This window comes from Amycolatopsis oliviviridis (assembly GCF_014654365.1).
GTDB classification, from domain to species: Bacteria; Actinomycetota; Actinomycetes; order Mycobacteriales; family Pseudonocardiaceae; genus Amycolatopsis; species Amycolatopsis oliviviridis.
Genome location: NZ_BNAY01000005.1, coordinates 545,110 through 563,934, shown reverse-complemented (window position 1 = coordinate 563,934; position 18,825 = coordinate 545,110). Strand labels below are relative to the sequence as shown.

General features: G+C 68.0%; 10 protein-coding genes and 1 tRNA gene. 5 read left to right on the top strand and 6 right to left on the bottom strand.

The genetic code is table 11. The features are described from left to right. Nucleotides 1-28: 28 nt before the first annotated feature. On the top strand, nucleotides 29-574 hold the full coding sequence (locus IE302_RS24340; RefSeq protein WP_191256772.1) for a hypothetical protein: 546 nt from the start codon (nucleotides 29-31) through the stop codon (nucleotides 572-574). Then, entirely contained in the window at nucleotides 567-2,753 is a 2,187-nt protein-coding gene (locus tag IE302_RS24335) for a peptidase domain-containing ABC transporter (protein WP_191256771.1), read from the top strand. Before IE302_RS24340 ends, IE302_RS24335 begins: the two co-directional genes overlap by 8 nt. Here IE302_RS24335 and IE302_RS24330 read toward each other — a convergent pair. The 3 genes from IE302_RS24330 to IE302_RS24320 are packed head-to-tail and all read right to left on the bottom strand — an operon-like array spanning nucleotide 2,732 to nucleotide 8,769. Further along, nucleotides 2,732-3,724, bottom strand: a complete 993-nt coding sequence (locus tag IE302_RS24330) for an LLM class flavin-dependent oxidoreductase (protein WP_191256770.1) — start codon at nucleotides 3,722-3,724, stop codon at nucleotides 2,732-2,734. The two genes, IE302_RS24335 and IE302_RS24330, sit on opposite strands and share 22 nt — an antisense overlap. Next, a complete protein-coding gene (locus tag IE302_RS24325; RefSeq protein ID WP_191256769.1) occupies nucleotides 3,721-6,879 on the bottom strand; it encodes a type 2 lanthipeptide synthetase LanM family protein in 3,159 nt (1,052 codons plus the stop codon). Before IE302_RS24325 ends, IE302_RS24330 begins: the two co-directional genes overlap by 4 nt. A 3-nt stretch (nucleotides 6,880-6,882) precedes the next feature. Further along, nucleotides 6,883-8,769 carry an AfsR/SARP family transcriptional regulator gene (locus IE302_RS24320; protein ID WP_191256768.1) on the bottom strand — a complete coding sequence of 629 codons (1,887 nt, stop codon included), beginning with the start codon at nucleotides 8,767-8,769 and terminating at the stop codon, nucleotides 6,883-6,885. Nucleotides 8,770-9,112: 343 nt separating this feature from the next. Between IE302_RS24320 and IE302_RS43090 the strand changes: the two genes are divergently transcribed. The 3 genes from IE302_RS43090 to IE302_RS24305 all read left to right on the top strand — a co-directional run bounded on the left by IE302_RS43090 (nucleotide 9,113) and on the right by IE302_RS24305 (nucleotide 14,824). Continuing rightward, complete coding sequence (locus tag IE302_RS43090) at nucleotides 9,113-10,060, top strand: cold-shock protein (protein ID WP_191256767.1); 948 nt, start codon at nucleotides 9,113-9,115, stop codon at nucleotides 10,058-10,060. Nucleotides 10,061-10,738: 678 nt separating this feature from the next. Further along, nucleotides 10,739-13,138, top strand: coding sequence for a tetratricopeptide repeat protein (locus tag IE302_RS24310; RefSeq protein ID WP_191256766.1), 2,400 nt, complete (start codon nucleotides 10,739-10,741; stop codon nucleotides 13,136-13,138). Nucleotides 13,139-13,765: 627 nt separating this feature from the next. Further along, entirely contained in the window at nucleotides 13,766-14,824 is a 1,059-nt protein-coding gene (locus tag IE302_RS24305) for a hypothetical protein (RefSeq protein WP_191256765.1), read from the top strand. Here the strand turns inward: IE302_RS24305 and IE302_RS24300 are convergent. The 3 genes from IE302_RS24300 to IE302_RS24290 all read right to left on the bottom strand — a co-directional run bounded on the left by IE302_RS24300 (nucleotide 14,766) and on the right by IE302_RS24290 (nucleotide 18,729). Next, nucleotides 14,766-16,193, bottom strand: a complete 1,428-nt coding sequence (locus tag IE302_RS24300) for a pentapeptide repeat-containing protein (protein ID WP_191256764.1) — start codon at nucleotides 16,191-16,193, stop codon at nucleotides 14,766-14,768. The genes IE302_RS24305 and IE302_RS24300 overlap by 59 nt on opposite strands. An 835-nt stretch (nucleotides 16,194-17,028) precedes the next feature. Then, nucleotides 17,029-17,101 (bottom strand) — tRNA-Thr (locus IE302_RS24295). 44 nt (nucleotides 17,102-17,145) lie between these two features. Next, on the bottom strand, nucleotides 17,146-18,729 hold the full coding sequence (locus IE302_RS24290; protein WP_268246779.1) for an alkaline phosphatase D family protein: 1,584 nt from the start codon (nucleotides 18,727-18,729) through the stop codon (nucleotides 17,146-17,148). Between the last annotated feature and the right edge of the window lie 96 nt (nucleotides 18,730-18,825).

The following is an 18,825-nucleotide window of genomic DNA, read 5'->3' as shown; positions in this document are numbered from 1 at the left end:
GGGTCCCATCCAGGTTCGGGAGGACGTAGTGGGCGAGCCGATCAACGCGGCACGACAACGGGAACAGCCACCGATCTTCCGGGCCGAGGCGGTGGCCCACCACCGGCTCGGCCGGGAGGAGAAGCCGGCTCTGCCCGAGGAGGCGCCACCCACCACATTTCGGCGGCCGTGGGCCGTCCTGGGAACTCTGGCCGCGGTTCTGGCCATCGGGGTGGCGACGATGCCGGTGCCGGTCCATCGGCAGGGAACCGCGGTGGCCCGGACGGCCGAGCCGATGTCGCTCGTCGTCGTCATGCCGGTGTCCCGCGCGGGCGGGCCTGCCGAGGGGGCGGCGGTCGTTCTTCGAGAGGGCACGGTGCGTGGCCGGGTGATCCAGCGTTTCGGCGGCGTGTCCCGCGGTGCGCTCACCGCTCGGTTCGGGATCCCGGTGACCGGCGAGCTGCCGGATCCGGCGACCGTGGCGATCGTGCGGCTCGACACCGGGGTCGTTCAGCCGGGCGGCCACCACCCCGCCTGGGTCGAGGTGGGCACGGCCTCCTTGCTCGACCATTTCACCGGGCGGACCGATGAGTGAGCCGGAGAGCCGCCGTCGAAGACTCGCCCGGCTGTGGCGCCGGGTGCCGGTGGTCCTGCAGTTGACCACGACCGAATGCGGAGCCGCCTGTCTGGCCATGATGCTCGGCTTCCACGGCCGCGGTACCCGGGTCTCCGAATGCCGCGACCTGTTCGGGGTGACCCGGGACGGGATCACCGCACGGGCACTGGTGCAGGCGGCTCGGGCGTTCGGCCTGCACGTCAAGGCGTTCTCCGTCGAACTGGCCGGATTCAGCGGACTGCGGTTGCCGCTGATCGCGCATTGGTCGTTCAACCATTTCGTCGTGGTGGAGAAACGGCGGAGAAACGGTTACCAGATCATCGATCCCGCGAGCGGCAGGCGACGGGTCGGCGACGCGGAATTCGCCAGGGAGTTCACCGGCGTGGCGATGACCATGACCCCGGGCCCCGCGTTCTCCCGAAGACGGCGCTCGCGATCACCGGTGATGGCGTATCTGCGGCAGGTGCTCCGCCTGCCGGGCTGGCGGAGGCTGCTCACCCAGGTTTTCGCGGTCTCCCTGATCATCCAGCTGTCCGTTCTCGCGATACCGGCGTTCACCAAGGTGATCGTCGATCACGTCATTCCCCTGCACCTGACCGACGTGCTGGGCATCGTCGTCTTCGGCATCGTGGTCATCGTCGCGACCGATCTCGTCGCGGGGTATCTGCGGGCGTCCATCCTGATCCATCTGCAAGGCCGGTTCGACACCCAGATCATGCTGGGTCTCTTCGGGCATTTGCTGAGTCTCCCCTACGGCTTCTTCGCGCAGCGGACCAGCGGCGACCTCCTGCTCCGCCTGAGCAGTTCGGGAATGATCCGCGAAATGCTCACCAACCAGACCCTGTCGGTCCTGCTCGACGGCGGGTTCGTGGTGGTCTTCCTGGTGGTGCTGTTCAGTCAGAGCCCGCTGTTCGGGTCGCTGGCCCTGGCGATCGGCGCCGCCCAGGTACTGGCGCTGCTGCTCACCGCCCGGCCGCTGCGTGAGCTGACCCAGCGGTATCTGATGGCACAGGCGGAATCGCAGAGTTTCGGCGTCCAGGTGATCAGGGGTATCGGCACGCTCAAGGCTTCCGGCTCCGAGAGCCAGATCCTGGACTACTGGTCCTCGCTCTTCCTCGAAGAACTGCAGGCCTCGCTTCGCCGGAACCGGCTCACGGCCGTCGTCAACACCGTGTTGCACGCGTTGCGCACCTTCGCTCCCCTGCTGCTGCTCGCGGTCGGCACGATGAGCGTGCTCGACGGATCGATGCGGCTGGGCACCATGCTGGCCTTGAACGGGATCGCCGTCGCCTTTCTGTCCCCGTTGGCCTCACTGGTGACCACGGGGCAGCAACTCCATCTCGCCGGTGTGCACTTCCGCCGGATCGTCGACGTGATCGAGGCGACGCCGGAGCCCGACGACCCACCGGACACGCCGACGAGGCTGGGCGGCAGGCTGGAGTTGTCCGGCGTTTCGTTCGCCTACGACCCGAACGGGCCGCGGGTGCTGGAAGACCTGTCGTTCTCCGTCGAACCAGGGCAGAAGGTCGCCCTCGTCGGCCGGACCGGGGCCAGCAAGAGCACGCTGGCCATGCTGATGCTGGGCCTGTATCAGCCCACGAGCGGCGTCGTCCGCTACGACGGGCGGCCGCTGACGGACCTCAACCTGCGGCAGGTGCGCGGGCATTTCGGCGTGGTGCTGCAGGAACCGTTCCTGTTCAACGGTTCCATCAAGGCCAACATCTCGCTCAACGACCCGGGGATGAGCCTGGACCGGGTCACCGAAGCGGCCAGGCTCGCCGGAATCCACGAAGACGTCGAACGTATGCCGATGCGGTACGACACCCTGCTCGGCGAGGGCGGCGGTGGGCTGTCCGGTGGCCAGCGGCAGCGGCTGGCGCTCGCCCGCGCGCTGGCGACGGAGCCGACCTTCCTGCTGCTCGACGAGGCGACCAGCCATCTGGACATGGCCACCGAAGCCCTCGTGGACGCGAATCTCAGCGCGCTGCCGTGCACGCGGATCGTCATCGCGCATCGGCTCAGCACGGTGCGGAACGCCGACCTGATCCTGGTGCTGGAACACGGGCGGATCGTCGAGCGCGGGCGGCACGAGGAACTGCTGGAACTCGGTGGGCGCTACGCGGATCTCGTCCGCACTCAGCTGGCGCCCAGGAGCTGAGTGCCCGCGAGCAGGCTGAGGCTCCGGACGGCGGCTTCGCCCCGGGTCACCGGGGCCACCATGAACTCGTCGGCCCCGGTGACGTCCGCGAGCTCCGCCAGTGCCGCGGCGACGGTGGGGGGCGCGCCGATGACCAGGCTGAGCGGAAGGCGCCGGGCCCTGCCGAGATGCGGATGCGCGGCGGCCTCCTCCGGTGACCGCAGGAGCAGCGGAGGCACCCCGGTCACCATCTCCAGCATCCGGAGCCGGTGCGGATCGGCCAGCCGGTCCGCCTCGTCGTCGGTGCCCGCCACGAGCACGCTGACCGAAACGATGACGTACGGCTTCGCCAGCGCGGCGGACGGGGTGAAGGCGTCGCGGTACACCTGAAGCGGCTCGAAGGAACTGCCGGCCGTCCGGAGGTGATACGCGAACGCGAACGGGATGCCGAGTTCCCCGGCCAGCCGCGCGCCCCGGTCCCCCGAGCCGAGCAACGTGATGCCGGGCGCGCTGACCGGCGCCGGTGTCGCCGAGAAGTGGTCCCAGATCCCTTCGCTCGACCGCGGATCGCCGAGCAGGCCCATGACGTCCAGCAGCTGACCGGAGAAGTCGGTGGTGTCCGAACGCCGGAGCGCGGCGGCGATGGCCGGGTCGGCGCCGGGCGCACGGCCGATCCCGAGATCGATCCGGCCGGGATACAGCGCCTCGAGCGTCGCGAACTGCTCGGCGACCACGAGCGGTGAGTGATTGGGCAGCATCACGCCGCCCGAGCCGACTCTGATCCGCCGCGTGGCGGCGGCGAGGTGGGCGATCAGCACCGGCGGCGAAGTCGCCGCGACACTGCGCATGTTGTGGTGTTCGGCCACCCAGAAGCGCCGGTAGCCGAACGTGTCGGCGCAGCGGGCGAGCGCGGTGGTGTCGGCCAGTGCGCCGGCGCTGGTGGCTTCGGTGCCGAGGACGGCGAGGTCGAGCACGGACAACGGAATGGTCATGCCGGTGGCTCCAAGGTGAGTACTGAGGGAATCCGGGTGGGATCCGCGGCTCGCAGCAGGCCGTAGCCGATACCGGCGAGCCCCGTCATGAGGCCGGGTGTCTCGGCGTGGTTCGGGACGCCGCACCGCCGGCCGTTGGTCTCGATGTCTTTCAGCACGGTGGCGCTCCGTTCGCCCGCCGCGGCGTGACCGGCGGCCATCAGCAGTTCGAGACCACCGAGGTCGCCGTGACACAGTGAATGATTCGCGCCGAAACCGCGGTCCACCGTCGTTTCCGCCGCATGGGCGATTTCGACGCTCGTTTCGGGATCGCGGAGCGCGGCGGGCAACGCCAGCCGTCCCAGCCCGATACCGACGGCCCCGTGGCACCACGCGGTCATCGGCTCCCCCGTGCCGTCCTCGCGCAGGTCCGGCCAGTTCCCCCGCGCCGGTTGATACAGCGCGCGCTCGTGGGCGAACGCCGCGACCGCGGCGTCGGTGAACCGGACGTTCCCGGTCGCCTCGGCGGCGATGGCCAGCGCCCAGCCGATTCCGGCCGAGCCGTGCGCGAATCCGGTCAGCGGCCGGGGTGCCAGCGGCGTCACCCAGCCCAAGGCCAGCCGGGCTTCCTCTCGCCGTTCGGTGCCTACCGACGCGGGCAGGTCGGCCCATATCGGGCGCGCCTTCCCCAGCAGGTGGGCACCACAGTGCCGGATGACCTCGAGCAGTCTCTCGTCCGGCCGATGCCGGTACAGCCCGGCGAGGGCGGCGATACAGCCCGCGGCGCCACCGAGCACGTCCAGCTGGTCGTCCTCGTCGATCAGCCCGTCCAGCCAGGCGGCCAGGCCGACCGCCTCGTCCAGCAATTCGGGCCGCCGCCAGAGGACGCCGAGGTGGGTGTACAGGTAGACCGTGCTGCTCCAGCCCGAGTAGGCGCCCAGCTGTCCGGGCTCCACCTCTCGGCGGTCGAGCCGGTAGCGCACCGACGCCAGGGCACCCTCCGCCAGCTCGGTGTAGCGATCTTCGCCGACGGTGTCACCGAGATACGCGAGGAACAACGCGATTCCGGACAACCCGCTGTACAGATCGGCACCCAGCGGGGCGAGATCCCAGTATTTCTCACGGAAAGCGGTCAGCCCCAGCCAGGAAACGCCCTCGGTGTGCCGGATCGCGAGCCGTTCCAGCCGGTCGCCGACGGCCTCGGCGGCCGCGCGGTGGTCTCCCGTGCTCCCGATCCGGCTGCGCTCACCTCCGCCGGGCCGGGCCGTCTTGGCAGCGGGATCGCCGATGGCCAGCGCGGTGAGCGAGCCCCGGATGACCCAGCTCTGCCATTCGAGATCCCCTTCGGAGAACCCCGCGATCCGTTCCCTGACCCGGTCGAGACCCGGGCGGTCGAGCAGATCGGGGAGCCGCTCTCCCGAACCGCTCCAGACGTCGCGCGACGACGGCCGGGCGACGAACATCGGGACGTCGCCACGCCACAGCTCCGCCCGTTCGGCCGCGATCACGGCACGCAGGAAGCCGGAGTATTCGACGGGCACCCACAACTTGTCGAAGAACCGTTCGCGGTCCAAGCCGTCCCGCAGCAGATCGGGATGGACGCTTTCGCGCAGCAGCAGGCTGTAGAGATGGGTCGGCCGCAGGATCACCCGGATCTCGTCGTCGGCGAACCGGTCCAGCCAGCCGCCCGCCTCGATCAGCTCGTCGCGATCGGCGCTGAGCGCGCGATAGGTGTCACGGAACCCGCCGAGCAGATCCTCGGCGTGGTCGAGCACGTCGACCGCGGCGCCCCGCAGTGTCGGCCGGTTGCGCCCGCCGCCGACCTTCATGCGCTTGCGTTCGATGCGCATCTCGTCGGTGCCCGCGGCCGCCCAGTACGGCGAAGCACGGGGCGTCAACTGCTCCTCGGCGTTGCCGAGGCCGGAGATGTCGACGCCGGGCGCGTCCTCGTACCCCCAGGCCCGCTGCGGCAACAGACCGACTCGAAGCACCGAGTCCAGCGCCACCTGCTTGCCCAGATCCGCCGCGGACGCGTCGACCAGCTGGGACAGATCGGGCTGGAACAACGATTCGAGGTCGACCACCATCGGGTGTTCCCCCGACGCGATGAGGTTCTCGTGGTGCAGGTCCGTGCCGCCCAGGGCGTACACCAGTGCCAGCTGCCCGCCGAGCCGCCGGTAGAACCTCGCCACCTGCCGTTCGTCCGGACACGGCTGGTGCTCGACGAATTCGGTCCAGCCGTACTCGCCTCGGTCCAGTACGGCGAAGGCGCGCAGCTCCAGCCGGTCGACCTTGGTGTTCAGCCAGCGGAGCAGCTGCTGGAAACGCCAGTCGATCGCCAGGGACTTGGGCTTGTAGACCAGCCGGTCCCCGCCGGTGAACGACGCGATGAGCACCGCCCGTCCACCTCGATGCCGGTCACCGACATCGCCCGCCAACGCGGTCAACGTGCCCGGATCGTCCGCGAAGAACAGCTCCCTGATGTCGGGCCAGTCCTCGGTCAGCCTGCGAAGGAATTCGAGCAGCACCAAGGCCCGGCGCTCGACATGTTCGCTGAGCAGCCTGCCGAGCAAGGGGTACTCGGTGAACAGCGCGTCGATCGTGGCCGGTTCGCGCAGCCGCCGGAGGAAGGCGCGATAGCGGTCCGCCGCGGTGTCGCCGTCCAGTTCGCCCCGCACCCGGGCTACGTTGAGTTCGAGCACCAGTGTCCGCTCGACGAGGGCGGCGACGCCGTGTTCGACGTTCGTCCGCACCAGCTCCGCCGCGCTCCCGGGGTCGACCGGGCCGCCGTCCGCCGCCAGCCTGTCGAGTTCCGCCCTCACCCGCACCCGGGCGTCACGCAACAGCGGCTCCGCCAGTACCGCGAACCCGCGGGGCTCTTCGTCGTCGCCGCGATCCGCGTCGGTGTACACCCCCAGATCGGCCAGCCACGGCGGGATCGGCAAGCGGTCGCGCAGTCCGTCGTCGTCTTCGCCGAGCAGCGCGCCGAGTTCCGCTTCGGTGATCCCGTCCGACGCCAGCCGCCGGGCGAACCAGTCTTCGCGGTCGAACGGCCGTTGTGCCCGCCAGCGGTCGAGCCTGCGCGGCCCGTGGTCACCGCTGGGCCCGGCGCTGTCGGCCGGCAGCCGCTCGGTGAGGGAAAGCGCGCGATACCAAGAGGAATCGTCGAGTCGCACCGGTCAGTCTCCGTTCTCCCCAGTACTTACGGGGACCACGGTGAGGCCCGGCGGTCGGTATCCGGTGGGCGGCCGGTGGGCGGCGGTCGGCAGGAGGCCCAGCGTGGCGGCCGCGTGGTAAGGCTCGTCGCCTGCCTGGCAGACGGCGTAATCGCGCAGGAGGCCGTGCATGACATAGCGGCCGGGAGCGACAGCGTCCACCAGGTTCGCCCTGGCGAGCACGTCGAGTGCGCGGCGCGCCTCGCGGACGCTGAGCCCGGCGATCGCGGCGGTCGTCCGGACGTCGAGTTCCGCACCGGCCTGTCGTCCGGCCAGCCGGAACACCCGGGCCGCCTCGGGCGGGAGCCGCCGATAGGACCAGGACAGCCCGGTGCGCACCGACGCGTGCGGATAGTCACCCGCCTCCAGCAGTTCGAGCCGGTCCTGTGGCGCGCCGAGGACGTCGACGAGTTCGGCGAGCGTGCCGTCCGGATGCGCGGCGGCGAGTTCCGAGACGACCCGCAGGGCCAACGGGAGCCGGGCGCACAGTTCGGCCAGCGCGGCCGTCGAACGCGGATCCGCGTCGGCCCGGTCACCGATCAGCACACGCAGCAGGGTGACCGCGTCGGACCGGGGCAGACGGCCGAGACCGAGCCGCCGGGCGCCATGCAAGGCGACCAGACCGGCCATCGAATCCCGGCTCGTCACCAGCACCGCGCAGGAGGAGGCACCGGGCAGCAGCGGGCGGATCTGCCCGGCCGAGGCCGCGTTGTCCAGCACGATCAGGATCCGGCGGCCGGCCACCTCCGTCCGGAAGCGGGCCGCCCGCTCGGCCGGATCGCGGGGGATCTCCCGCTCGCCGAGCCCCAGCGCGCCGAGGAAAGCGGCCAGCGTGGCGCCCGGGCGCACCGGCTCGTCCGGGCCGTGGCCACCGAGGTCCGCGTAGAGCTGTCCGTCGGGAAACCGCTCGCGGACCAGATGCGACCATCGGAGTACCAACGCGGTCTTGCCGACGCCGGCGGTGCCCGAAACCACGGCGATATCCGTCCCCGGCGATTCGGACGCGGTAAGGAGGCGACCCAGTTCGGCGAGTTCGGCTTCCCGTCCGGTGAAGCCGCGGACGGCCGACGGCAACTGCGCGGGTACCGCCCGGCGCACGGGCTTTCTCTCCGGTGCGGGATCCGCGCCCACGAGCACGAGCCGGTGCGCCTGGCGGAGGCCGGCGCTCGGTTCGACACCGAGTTCCGACACCAGCGAACGCCGGACCCGCTGGTACACCGCGAGGGCGTCGGCCCGCCGATCGCAGCCGTGCAGCGCCAGCATCAGCTGCGCCCACATCCGTTCCCGCAGCGGATGCTTGCGTACCAACGGTTGCAACTCGGTGACCAGCTCCGCGAACCGGCCCATCCGCAGTTCCACGGCGATCCGCTCTTCGAGCAGCGCAAGCCGCAGTTCGTCCAGCCGGGCGGCCTCCGCGCGGCAGACCTCGGCCTCGAGACCGTCGAGCGCGGGCCCGCGCCAGTAGGAAAGCGCCTCGCGCAGCAGGGCGGCGGCTTGGTCCGCTTCCGAAGCGGACCGGGTCGTCGCGGCTCCGGCCAGTTCCTCGACCCGGTCCAGATCGCACTCGCCGGGCCCGACCTGAAGCAGATAGCCCGGAGACCGGGTCAGCAGCCGCTCGTCACGCCCGACCCCCAGCGCCCGCCGCAGCATGGCGACGCACCCCTTCAGCAGACCGCGGGCGGACGGCGGCGCGCCCTGCCCCCACAACTCGTCGATCAGCCGGTCGGCCGACACGACCGAGTTGGCGTTGAGCAGGAGCACGGCGAGCAGGGTCCGCTGCTGTGGTCCCCCAAGGGAAAGCCGCTCACCGCCTTCCCACACCTCCAGCGGACCCAAAATCCCGAATCTCATCCCGTTCCCCGCTCACGACCAACCCGCCCCTTCGGACACGGGGCCCCCGTCAGCCGGCGACCGAATACCGGCTCTTTCTGCTGTTCCCCCCGCAATGGGAGGAATTCTTACCGGCACCGCCGGGGGAAATGTTGTGATTGTGTTGTGGTGACCGAAATACCCGCTTCACCTTGCGGCGGCCACCGGCTCGAACGGCCGATGACTCAAAACTCGGTGTGTCGCTAGGTGAACCGAAGGCCCGCCCCTGGCTCCGCACCGCCCGCCGGTGGGCCCGGCCTGACGGACCGGAGGTCGGTCAGAGAGACTGGGGGCCAGTGCCCGCCCTCTCGACCTGGAGCCTTTTATGCCGCAAGGGACCGTCCGTTGGTTCGACGCCGAACGGGGTTTCGGCTTCCTCGCGCCCGAGGACGGCTCGCCGGACGTGTTCGTGCACGCCTCCGAGATCGTCGGGGACGGCGGCGGGAAAGTGCTCCGCGAGGGTCAGGCCGTCGTGTTCGAGGTCGGCGAGAACGACCGCGGGCCCCAGGCGCTGCGCGTTCGCGTCACCGCCGATGCGGCCGCCGGCAGCGCCGTGGGCCTGCTCGGCACCGTCAACTGGTACGAGCCGGGCAAGGGGTACGGCTTCGCGTCGCCGGACGGCGGCGGCGCCGACATCTTCGTGCACAGCTCCGCCATCGTGACCGGCGGCGTGGTCACCGAGGGGCAGCGGGTGGCCTTCGTGATCGTCGAAGGCGAGCGCGGCCCGCAGGCCGGGCACGTGATCCCGCTGGGAGCAGGGGCCGGCTCACCCGCTGCGGCCGGTGTCGCGGACGGTGCCGACGGCACGGTGGCCTGGTACGACGAGGACAAGGGCTTCGGCTTCATCAACCCCGACTCCGGCGCCGGGGACGTCTTCGTTCACGCCCGGGCCCTGGCCGAGGGGCTGACGTGGCTCGCGGAGGGCGACCGCGTCGCCTACGAGGTGACCAGTGGAGACAAGGGCCCGCAGGCCCGCGACGTGCACCTGGTCCGGGGCGCCGAGCCCCAGACGGCGCCGCAGCGGCCGGCACCTGCCGCGGCCGCAGGGCCGGCGTCGCGGGACGTGCCCGTACGAGGCGGCGAGGGCGTCGTCGCGCGCTACGACGGCGACCGCGGCTTCGGCTTCATCACCCCGGACGCGGGCGGCGACGATCTCTTCGCCCACGCGTCCGTGATCATGGGGTCGGAGCCGCTGCAGAAGGGTGACCGGGTCCGGTACGCGGTGCGTCAGAGCGACCGGGGCCCGCAGGCCGACCGCGTCGAACGCCTCTGAAGAGGCGGCCCACCGATGGCCGATCACTTCCCGGCGAGATCCGTGGACCAAGATCCACTTCAGTACGAGTCCACGGATCTTTCCGAAATGAAAATCCCTGCTCAGGGGTGCCTTTAGAAGGGAGCCGCCAAGGGGGGCTCGAACCCCTGACCTTCTGTTTACAAGTTCCAGCGCTCCTGTGCTGATACGTGGATCCCCTGGTCACGAGCGGCGCCAGTTGGACGAAATTGGGCTCCGTTGGCATGGGTGGGCATCAGTTCGTGGCTCAGAGTGTGGATCAGGATCCACGGCTCGACGTTATCTCCGCGGCCGGGCCAGCCGGCACTCTGTAACGAGTACCGGCTGGCGGCCGTTTTATCCGGTCACAGGTGGAGTTGGTTGATCAGCCAGTCCAGGATGGTGCGGGTGAGGCCGGAGATCACGCCGCTGAGAACCGTACGGACCAGGGGCCGGGGCTGCCGGTTGCGTGTGTGGGACATGAAGGTTGCTCCTCGCAGGTGTCGGTGAAGGTTGGGGTCGCAGGCCTGCTGAGGACAACGATGAGGTGTTGGGCCGTTCGGGGGTGCTGTTCTCGGCGGAGCCCGGATCAGCACGGGTCGGTCTGCTGGATCCAGTAGGTTCCGAGATCCGGAATCCGGACGGTTCCGGAATCCGGAGATAGGGGTGGGAGGACGCGCGGTGACGAGTCCGCAGGACTGGTTCGTCAGCCAGTTGCAGCAGCTGCGCGCGAAGGCTGGGAACCCGCAGCAGTCTGAACTCGTGGACCATGCCAGGAAGGCCGGAGAGAAGCTGACGAAGTCTTCTCTCTCGGACCTGCTGAAGGGCAAGTTCGTCAAGGCGCCGCCGTGGGAGCGAGTCGCGGTCTACGCGATCGCCTGTATCCAGGCGGCAGGGACCAAAGGTATCGGGCTTCGCAGGGACGAGATTCTCACGGAGATGCGCGGCCATCACGGCACGCTCACGCAGATGCTCGAAACCTCCGCTCGGAGATCCCCCTCTGAAGCGCCGCGCTCGCGAACGGTCACTGGCCAGCCTGAACCGCGGTTGTTCGGCTCCGTGCCAGTACTGGCACACGCGTACCAACGCCGTGCCGTGTCCGACCGGCTTGCCCGGTCGGCCGGGGACGGGGGCACCGTGGTTGTCACCGGGGCCAGCCCCACGAGCCTGCTGATCGGGCTGGGCGGAGTCGGCAAGACCCAGATCGCAGCGGATCACGCACACACGCGCTGGGACACCGAGGATGTGGACCTGTTGGTGTGGATTCCCGCCCGCAGCCGCGACGCCATCATCGCCTCCTACATCGAAGTGGCCGTGGAGATGCTGGGCCAGGCACCGGACAAACCGGAGCGCGCCTGGCGCCGGCTACTGGAATGGTTGGCTGAAACCTCATGTCGATGGCTGATCGTCCTCGACGATCTGCAACACCCCGACCACCTATCCGGACTCTGGCCACCACACTCCGCCGCGGGACAGGTCATCGTCACCACTCGCCGACGCGATGCTGCTCTCCACGGGTATCGCCGCCAGACTGTCGACGTCGACCTCTTCACCATCGACGAAGCCTCGACCTATCTGCTCGAAAAGCTCCCCGATCGTGCGCGTACCGAAGAAGAGCAGCGGGACCTGGCGGCGCTGGCGAAAGACCTTGGGTATCTGCCACTAGCGCTGGCACAGGCTACCGCCTACTTATCGAACAAACCGCTACTCAGCACTACCGGCTACCTCGACCAAGTAGGCAAGCACCGAACCGCGTTGCGCGAAGTTTTTCCCAAGGAACAAGATCTCCCAGACGGACACGAGCAAACGGTAGCGGCCACCTGGGCTGTATCGATCGACGCGGCAGACCAGCTGGACCCTGTAGGCGTAGCACGTCCCATGCTGGAGTTGGCGTCACTGCTCGACCCCGCGGGTATCCCCGCAGCAATTTTCACAACTGAAGCCATCACTCGATATCTCTCTGACCGCTTGGGCCAAGCAGTCAGTGCCAGTGTTACGACAGGCGGGCTGGAGTGCTTAAGCAGGTTCAGTCTGCTCACACTTGACCTTACCGAAACTCACCGGGGAGTCCGAGTGCACGGCCTGGTCCAGCGCGCCGTCCGCGACACGCTCTCCGCTGACTCGCTCGGAGAGCTCGCTCGTACAACTGCGGAAGCCTTCTCGTCCATGTGGCCGGACGTTGAAACCGACCGCGAACTGGTCCAGGCGCTACGAGCAAACGCGGTCGTCCTACATGACGTTGCCGAGCAATACCTCTGGCAACCTGATGGGCACCCTTTGCTGTTTCTCAACGCAATGAGCTTAGGCAACGCGGGACTTCTGAACTCTGCTACTACCGAGAGCACTCGACTCCACGAAGAAGCAAATAACTACTTGGGCCCCGACCACCCCGACACTCTCTCCGCCCGAAGCTACCTCGCAACCTGGCGAGGCCACATCGGCGACCCCGCCGGCGCCGCCACCGCATACGAAGAACTTCTCGCCGACCGACTACGCGTACTCGGGCCCGACCACCCCGACACCCTTGCCGCCCGAAGCAACCACGCAACCTGGCGGGGCGAGGCCGGCGACCCCGCCGGCGCCGCCACCGCTCACGAAGAACTTCTCGCCGACCGACTACGCGTACTCGGCCCCGACCACCCCGACACCCTCACCACCCGAAACAACCTCGCCTCCTGGCGAGGCAGTGCTGGTGACCCCGCCAGCGCTGCCACCGCTACCGAAGAACTCCTTACCGACCGACTACGCCTACTCGGCCCCGACCACCCCGACACCCTCACCACCCGAAACAACCTCGCCTCCTGGCGGGGCCACATCGGCGACCCCGCCGGCGCCGCCACCGCATACGAAAAGCTCGTCACCGACTACCTGCGCATACTCGGGCCCAACCACCCTCGCACCCTCACTACCCGAAGCAACCTCGCCTACTGGCGGGGCGAGGCCGGCGACCCCGCCGGCGCCGCCACCGCATACGAAGAACTTCTCGCCGACCGACTACGCGTACTCGGCCCCGACCACCCCGACACCCACATGACCCGAAACAACCTCGCCTACTGGGAGGGAGCTTCTGATGGCCGATAGTCTTGTGTGAGCGGTATGTGGTCACGCTTGCTAGCTAGCCACGGCCTGATGGTCAGGGCAACTATGAAGGCGAACACCGCGACCATCGTGCTTAACGCGGTAAGGCCGAAGAACTCGGGGTTCGTAGGCATCGCCTCTCCCTGAGGTGGACTCACCGACCATCCTGTCGGCGACCTTGGCTGCTTCGCCTTGTCGACAGACCAGGCACCTTAGACACGCTATGGGTGATCGCGTGCCCGCCGTCGGGTGGCACGTTCAGCGCAGGATCAGGCGTCCTCGTCGTCCAAGTCGTACTCCTCCTCGTCGTCCTGTTCCTCGTCAGGGTCCTCGTCGAGCGGCAGCTCGTCCTCGGGGAACGTCGCGAAGGCGTCGTCGTCCTTGCCGTACTTGTTGTAATCAGTTCAATTTCTTTCCTGAGTCGCAGCCTTTGCTCAAGTATCACGATTTGCCGCAAGCGCAGGAAGCAACACCCCCGATTAGGTAGGCACCCTACCGCCCGGACGAGCCCGGCCCGCCAAGGCGGTCAAGTGCGGCTCGCGCGGCCAGCGTTGAAATCGGGAGACTTGGAACGGTTTCGACCGATACAATGTTCCGCTGACCGGCACCACGCCGAAGGTAGGACCGACCATGCGCTACCACGAGCCAGTCCACAAAGCACTCAAGGCTGCCGACGACCTGACAGCCCTTATCCAGGCCGACTTCGACACCACGCGAGGAGGATGCGCCTGGTGGCACGACTACGGCCTCGATATCGACGCGGTTACCGGAATCATGGACTACCTCTACGGCCTCGTCCTCGGCGTCGGAGAGAACCTTCGCATTGGGGCGATCCACCTCTACGACTTGCGTGAATGCCGGTTCAGCGACGACCGTTGGACCATCGCACAGTTCAAGAACGGCGCTGGCCGAAGCAAAAGCCTCATCCGAGGCGACCAAGAAGCACGCCGCGAAGCGCGCATCGACGCGCACACCGCGGGCGTTCTTCGAGCGGCTGGATCCACACTGGACAACCTGGCGGGCATCATCATTGCCGTTGGCGGGTTTGACATGGAACTCGTGAAGGCTGACCTCGGCAAGCTACTCCCGCTGACCGACGGGGCGGACTATCCGGGACCGGACGTCCGAGGACAGCTCAAGCTGCAGAAGAAGGTCCTCGACCCGACCGACAAGCAGGGAACTCTTCTCCGCGCTGCTAGATCCTCGCTTCACCACGCGGGACCCGAAGGATGGCTGGACTGGACGAGATGGAGCCGCAACGACCGCGTTCATCGCGGCGCGCGCATTGCGGTCAACTACATCCAGAAAGACAAGATCGCGCGGCCGCTGCCAAGGCAGCCCGACTACCCCGAGGCGCACGCCTACCGCACGGCCAGCGATCCCCGTAAACTCTTCCTCGAAGAGGACTCACTCGACACACTTGCCGGGATTGTCGACTCCCTGAACAGTGCGGTCGTTGGCACATTCGTTGCCTGCGAACAGCTCTGGGCCTATCGACGAGATCATCCAGACCAGATAGTGCAACCATCTGGCCAGTGGCCGAACAAACCTCCACGAGATGTCACGTTCAACGGCTATCGGCCCGGCTCGGCGACCCTGCCGAAAGACTCCGTCGCGCTCGTTTCACCAGCTACGGGCACCCGCTTCCAGGCCAGCCGAGTGCTGGACGGTCAAAACCCGACCAGGTGATGTCCCGACTGCTTCGGTGTCTTTCCTGAGGTTGCTCCTGATCGAGAACCACTGGCACGGGAACCAGCAGTAGCCACTCCTGTTCCGCATCGTCTGTTAGTTCGACAGTCCACCCGAGCGGCCATGATGAGCCCCAAAAGTCTAGGTTGTTCGGGCGGATACGCGCCAGGAAGGCACCCGGTCCGGCTTCGAAGGTTGCCTCGTAGAACCGCGCATCGCGAGCGAAGGTCACGACGTGGAAACCGGCGTCGCGGGTAAAAGTCGCCATGGCGAACGAGGCGTCGCCCATGAAGGTCGCACTATCGAAGTCGGCATCGCTGGCGAAGGTCACTTCGTCGAACTGGGTGAACCCGCCGAAGTCTGTCCCACGAAAGTATGCGGTACTGGCAAAGGTCGCCTTGTTGAAGTCGGTGTCGCTGGTGAAGGCCATCTCGTCGAACCAGGCAGTACCGATGAAAATCACTTCGCGGAACCAGGCCGCGCCGTTAAAGGCCGCCCCGGCGAAGCAGGCGGTGCCTGCGAAGGCCGCACTGTCGAAGCAGGCGGTGCCTGTGAACGTCGCCTCGCGGAACTGGACGTCGCCGACGAAGGTCACCCTGATGAAGCTGGCCTCGTTGATCTGGCAGCACTCCAGGTTGAAGTCGATGAGTGTGGCACCGGCCAGGTCGAGATTGATGTCTTTCCAGAAGGCTTTTGTGGGATGTTTCGGATCGTCGCCTGGTCTCAGATGTTTGGCAAGGATGCGCTGGGCTGTCAGGCGGACTTCCAGTTCATCCTTGGCGTCGTCTTCGAGTTCGGCCACGTTCGGCGACTCGGTCCGGTCTCCACTAGCGGTGTTTTGCAGGGAAGGCCCCCTTCTGGGTACCAGAGGGCGGTGGATCCCTGGTCGCTTACGGGGCCTTCGGAAACCGGGTACTTGAAATGGGGCACGAAGGTAGGCGCAGATCACGTCGACCACAACTTGGCGGTGATCCGGGTTGTCCTGGGCCACCCGTTCCAGCGCGTAAAGCCCGCCGTGACGGACGGCAGCTTTGTCGGACCCCAGCTGGTCAACGGCCTTGACGTACAAATCGGTGAGCCGTCGTTCAGTAGCGTCGTGCTCGGTGGACCATTGCCGGCGCCCAGTGAGCACCAGTGCGACCACGCCGCCAGTACCAGCAGCGACTGCGAGGCCGACCTTGATCAGCTCGATCTTGTTCTTCACGTCGCTGCCGGGGTCGACGAACATCAGCAGCATGGTCAGAGCCGCGGCCGCGATCAACGCGACCGGGACGACGATAACGACGATCGCCCACCACCATGTACCCCCGCGATTCCGCCACCGCCGCGTCAGCACGGTCTTCGACGCGTCCAGCTTCTTCGACTTCACGCCTCGTAGTTTGCCGAACCCCGGCGACCGCTACATCGTCACATGTCAGGCCGAGCCCGCTCGGCCTGACCAGGGGCCATTCCTCTCCGGACAGCAGCAACTCGCGACTGTCTCAGGTGCACCTCGCAGACTGGAGATCAGCACCGAGAGATACATAATCGAACACATGCTCGATACCGGCGGCACGACCTCACCAGGGCCGCCGTACCTGCACATGGTGCGGCTGAGCCGCCCTGTCTGGGTCGACTTGAGCAAGGTCTACCAGGTCAGCGAATGCCGACCTACCCTGCCGGACGAGCTTGATCTTGAGGCCACGGTTCCTGGGTTTCTCGGCATGTGGCAGGCGACCACCACCGGACACTGGGTCGGCTGGGTGGTCTTCACGATCGGCGACATCGACCACGGCGGAGCGCGACACGCGCAATGGATCCTAGCGGAGGCGTTGCGGCCACGGCGTGCCGACAACCCCTCCCTGACCCTGCCATCCCGACTGGGAAGGCCCCCTGTCACGAACCGGCAGCCAGTCGAGCCCAACGCCCCAGACGAGACAGGCCCAGAGCATCCTCTCCGCCAACCATCGGACGGTCACTTACCCCAGCCTGAAGGGGGCGCTCAACAACCAGTCAGCCGCATCATGCAATGGGACCACCTGGAACGCGTCACGAAAACGGCGAACACTGCCGCGCTGCCGCCCGCCTTCGATCGAGTCCGTGGTCGCCACGGAACTCAAGCTAGCAGGGTTGGTGGATCAGAATGTGGATCAAGATCCACTTCGCGGCGGTTCGTCACCGTCTTTTCAGAAGAAACGTACTGCTCGGGGCTATATTTGATCTTGAGCCGCCAAGGGGGCTCGAACCCCTGACCTTCTGTTTACAAGACAGATGCTCTACCAGCTGAGCTATAGCGGCCTTGCCCAGGACAGCCCGGGCGAGCCCAGTATATCGGCGCCTCCTCAGCCGTCCGCAGGCCGCACCCAGGGCTCCCCGGCCACCGTCCGGAAGGCGTGCGCGAACGTCACCGCGGTCGCCGGGTCGCGGCGGTCGGCGACGTAGTGCCAGTTCATCCGGACGGCTTCCGGGGTCACTTCGAGGACGCAGGGGCCGTGCGAGTCCAGTTCCACGAAGCGCACGTGAGGGTTCAGCGCGCGGAGCGCGGCTTCGACCTTCAGCGAGCCGGTTCGCGGCGGGACGCCGAGCTGTTCGTCGATGTTGTCCGAGGTGACCGACGGGCAGACGAACTCCACCGCGACGCTGGTCCCATCCAGAGAACCGTCCCGCGGCACGTCGTTCGCCCACGAAGAGTGGACGTCGCCGGTCAGGAACACCGTGTTGCCCCGCCCCTGCGCGGCGATGGTGTCGAGGACCCGGCGGCGGTCGGCGGTGTAGCCGTCCCACTGATCCGTGTTCACGGTGGTCGGCTGGCCGTCGAGCAGGCCGTCCAGCGCGAGCTTCTCGCGAGCGGGCAGCGCGGGGACCTTGATCGGCGTGACCATCACCGAGTTCCCGATCAGGTTCCACGACGCCGTCCCGCGCGCGAGGCCCTCCAGGAACCACTGCCGCTGCTCGGCGCCGAGGATCGTGCCGTCCGTCGGCTCCCCCTGACCGGGCTGCCGGGTCCGGTACGTCCGCAGGTCCAGCATGGTGAGATCGGCCAGCTTCCCGAACTTCAGCCGCCGGTACAGCCGGTCACCGCGATGCCGCACGGGCATCCATTCGAAGTACGCCTGGTGCGCCGCCCGCATCCGGTCGAGCCAGCTGCCCTCGGTCGCCGGGTCGTGTGACGGCGAACCGCCGGACCAGGCGTTGTCGGCCGCCTCGTGGTCGTCCCAGGTGGCGATCATCGGATGGCGGGCGTGCAGCCGCCGCAGCTGCTCATCGGTCTTGTACATCGCGTGACGTTGCCGGTAATCCGCGAGGGTGATCAACTCGTTGGGCGGTACCGAGGGCCGGAGATCGCCAGCAGGGTTGGGGTTTCCCTCGTAGAGGTAGTCACCCAGGTGGAGGAAGGCGTCAAGATCGTCGCGGCCGGACAGATAGCCGTAGGGGGCGAAGTGACCGACAGCCCAGTTCGCACAAGAGACCACGCCGAACCGCAGCCTCGCGACGTCGTCGTCGTGCGAAGGCGCGGTGCGCGTCCGCCCGGTCGGCGACACCGTCCCCCGGGAGGTGAACCGGTACCAATACGCGGTCGACGGGCACAGCCCGCCGGCCGTCACCTTCACCGTGTGGTCACGGTCCGGCCCGGTCCGGAGGTGACCGCGAGCGACGACGTCCGCGAACCCGGCGTCCTTAGCCACCTCCCACCGGACGTCTGCCACCGCGCCTTTTCCGGATCCCGGAACGGCCTCGGGCGAGGGCGTGATCCGGGTCCAGAGGAGCACCGAATCGGGCATGGGGTCACCCGACGCCACCCCATGCGCGAAAACCGGGCTCTCCGCCCCGCTAGATGCCCCCGAAAGGGTGAATGTCGCCGCTGTCCCGGCCGCGGTGACACCGGCCGCACGAAGAACGGATCGCCTGCTCACAGAGGACGCCATACCTTGCAGTGTGCCGCAGACCGACGACGTCGCGATGATCTTCCTCGGACGTGGCGGACGCCACTTCGGGTTTCCTGCAACAGTCGGGCCACCGGC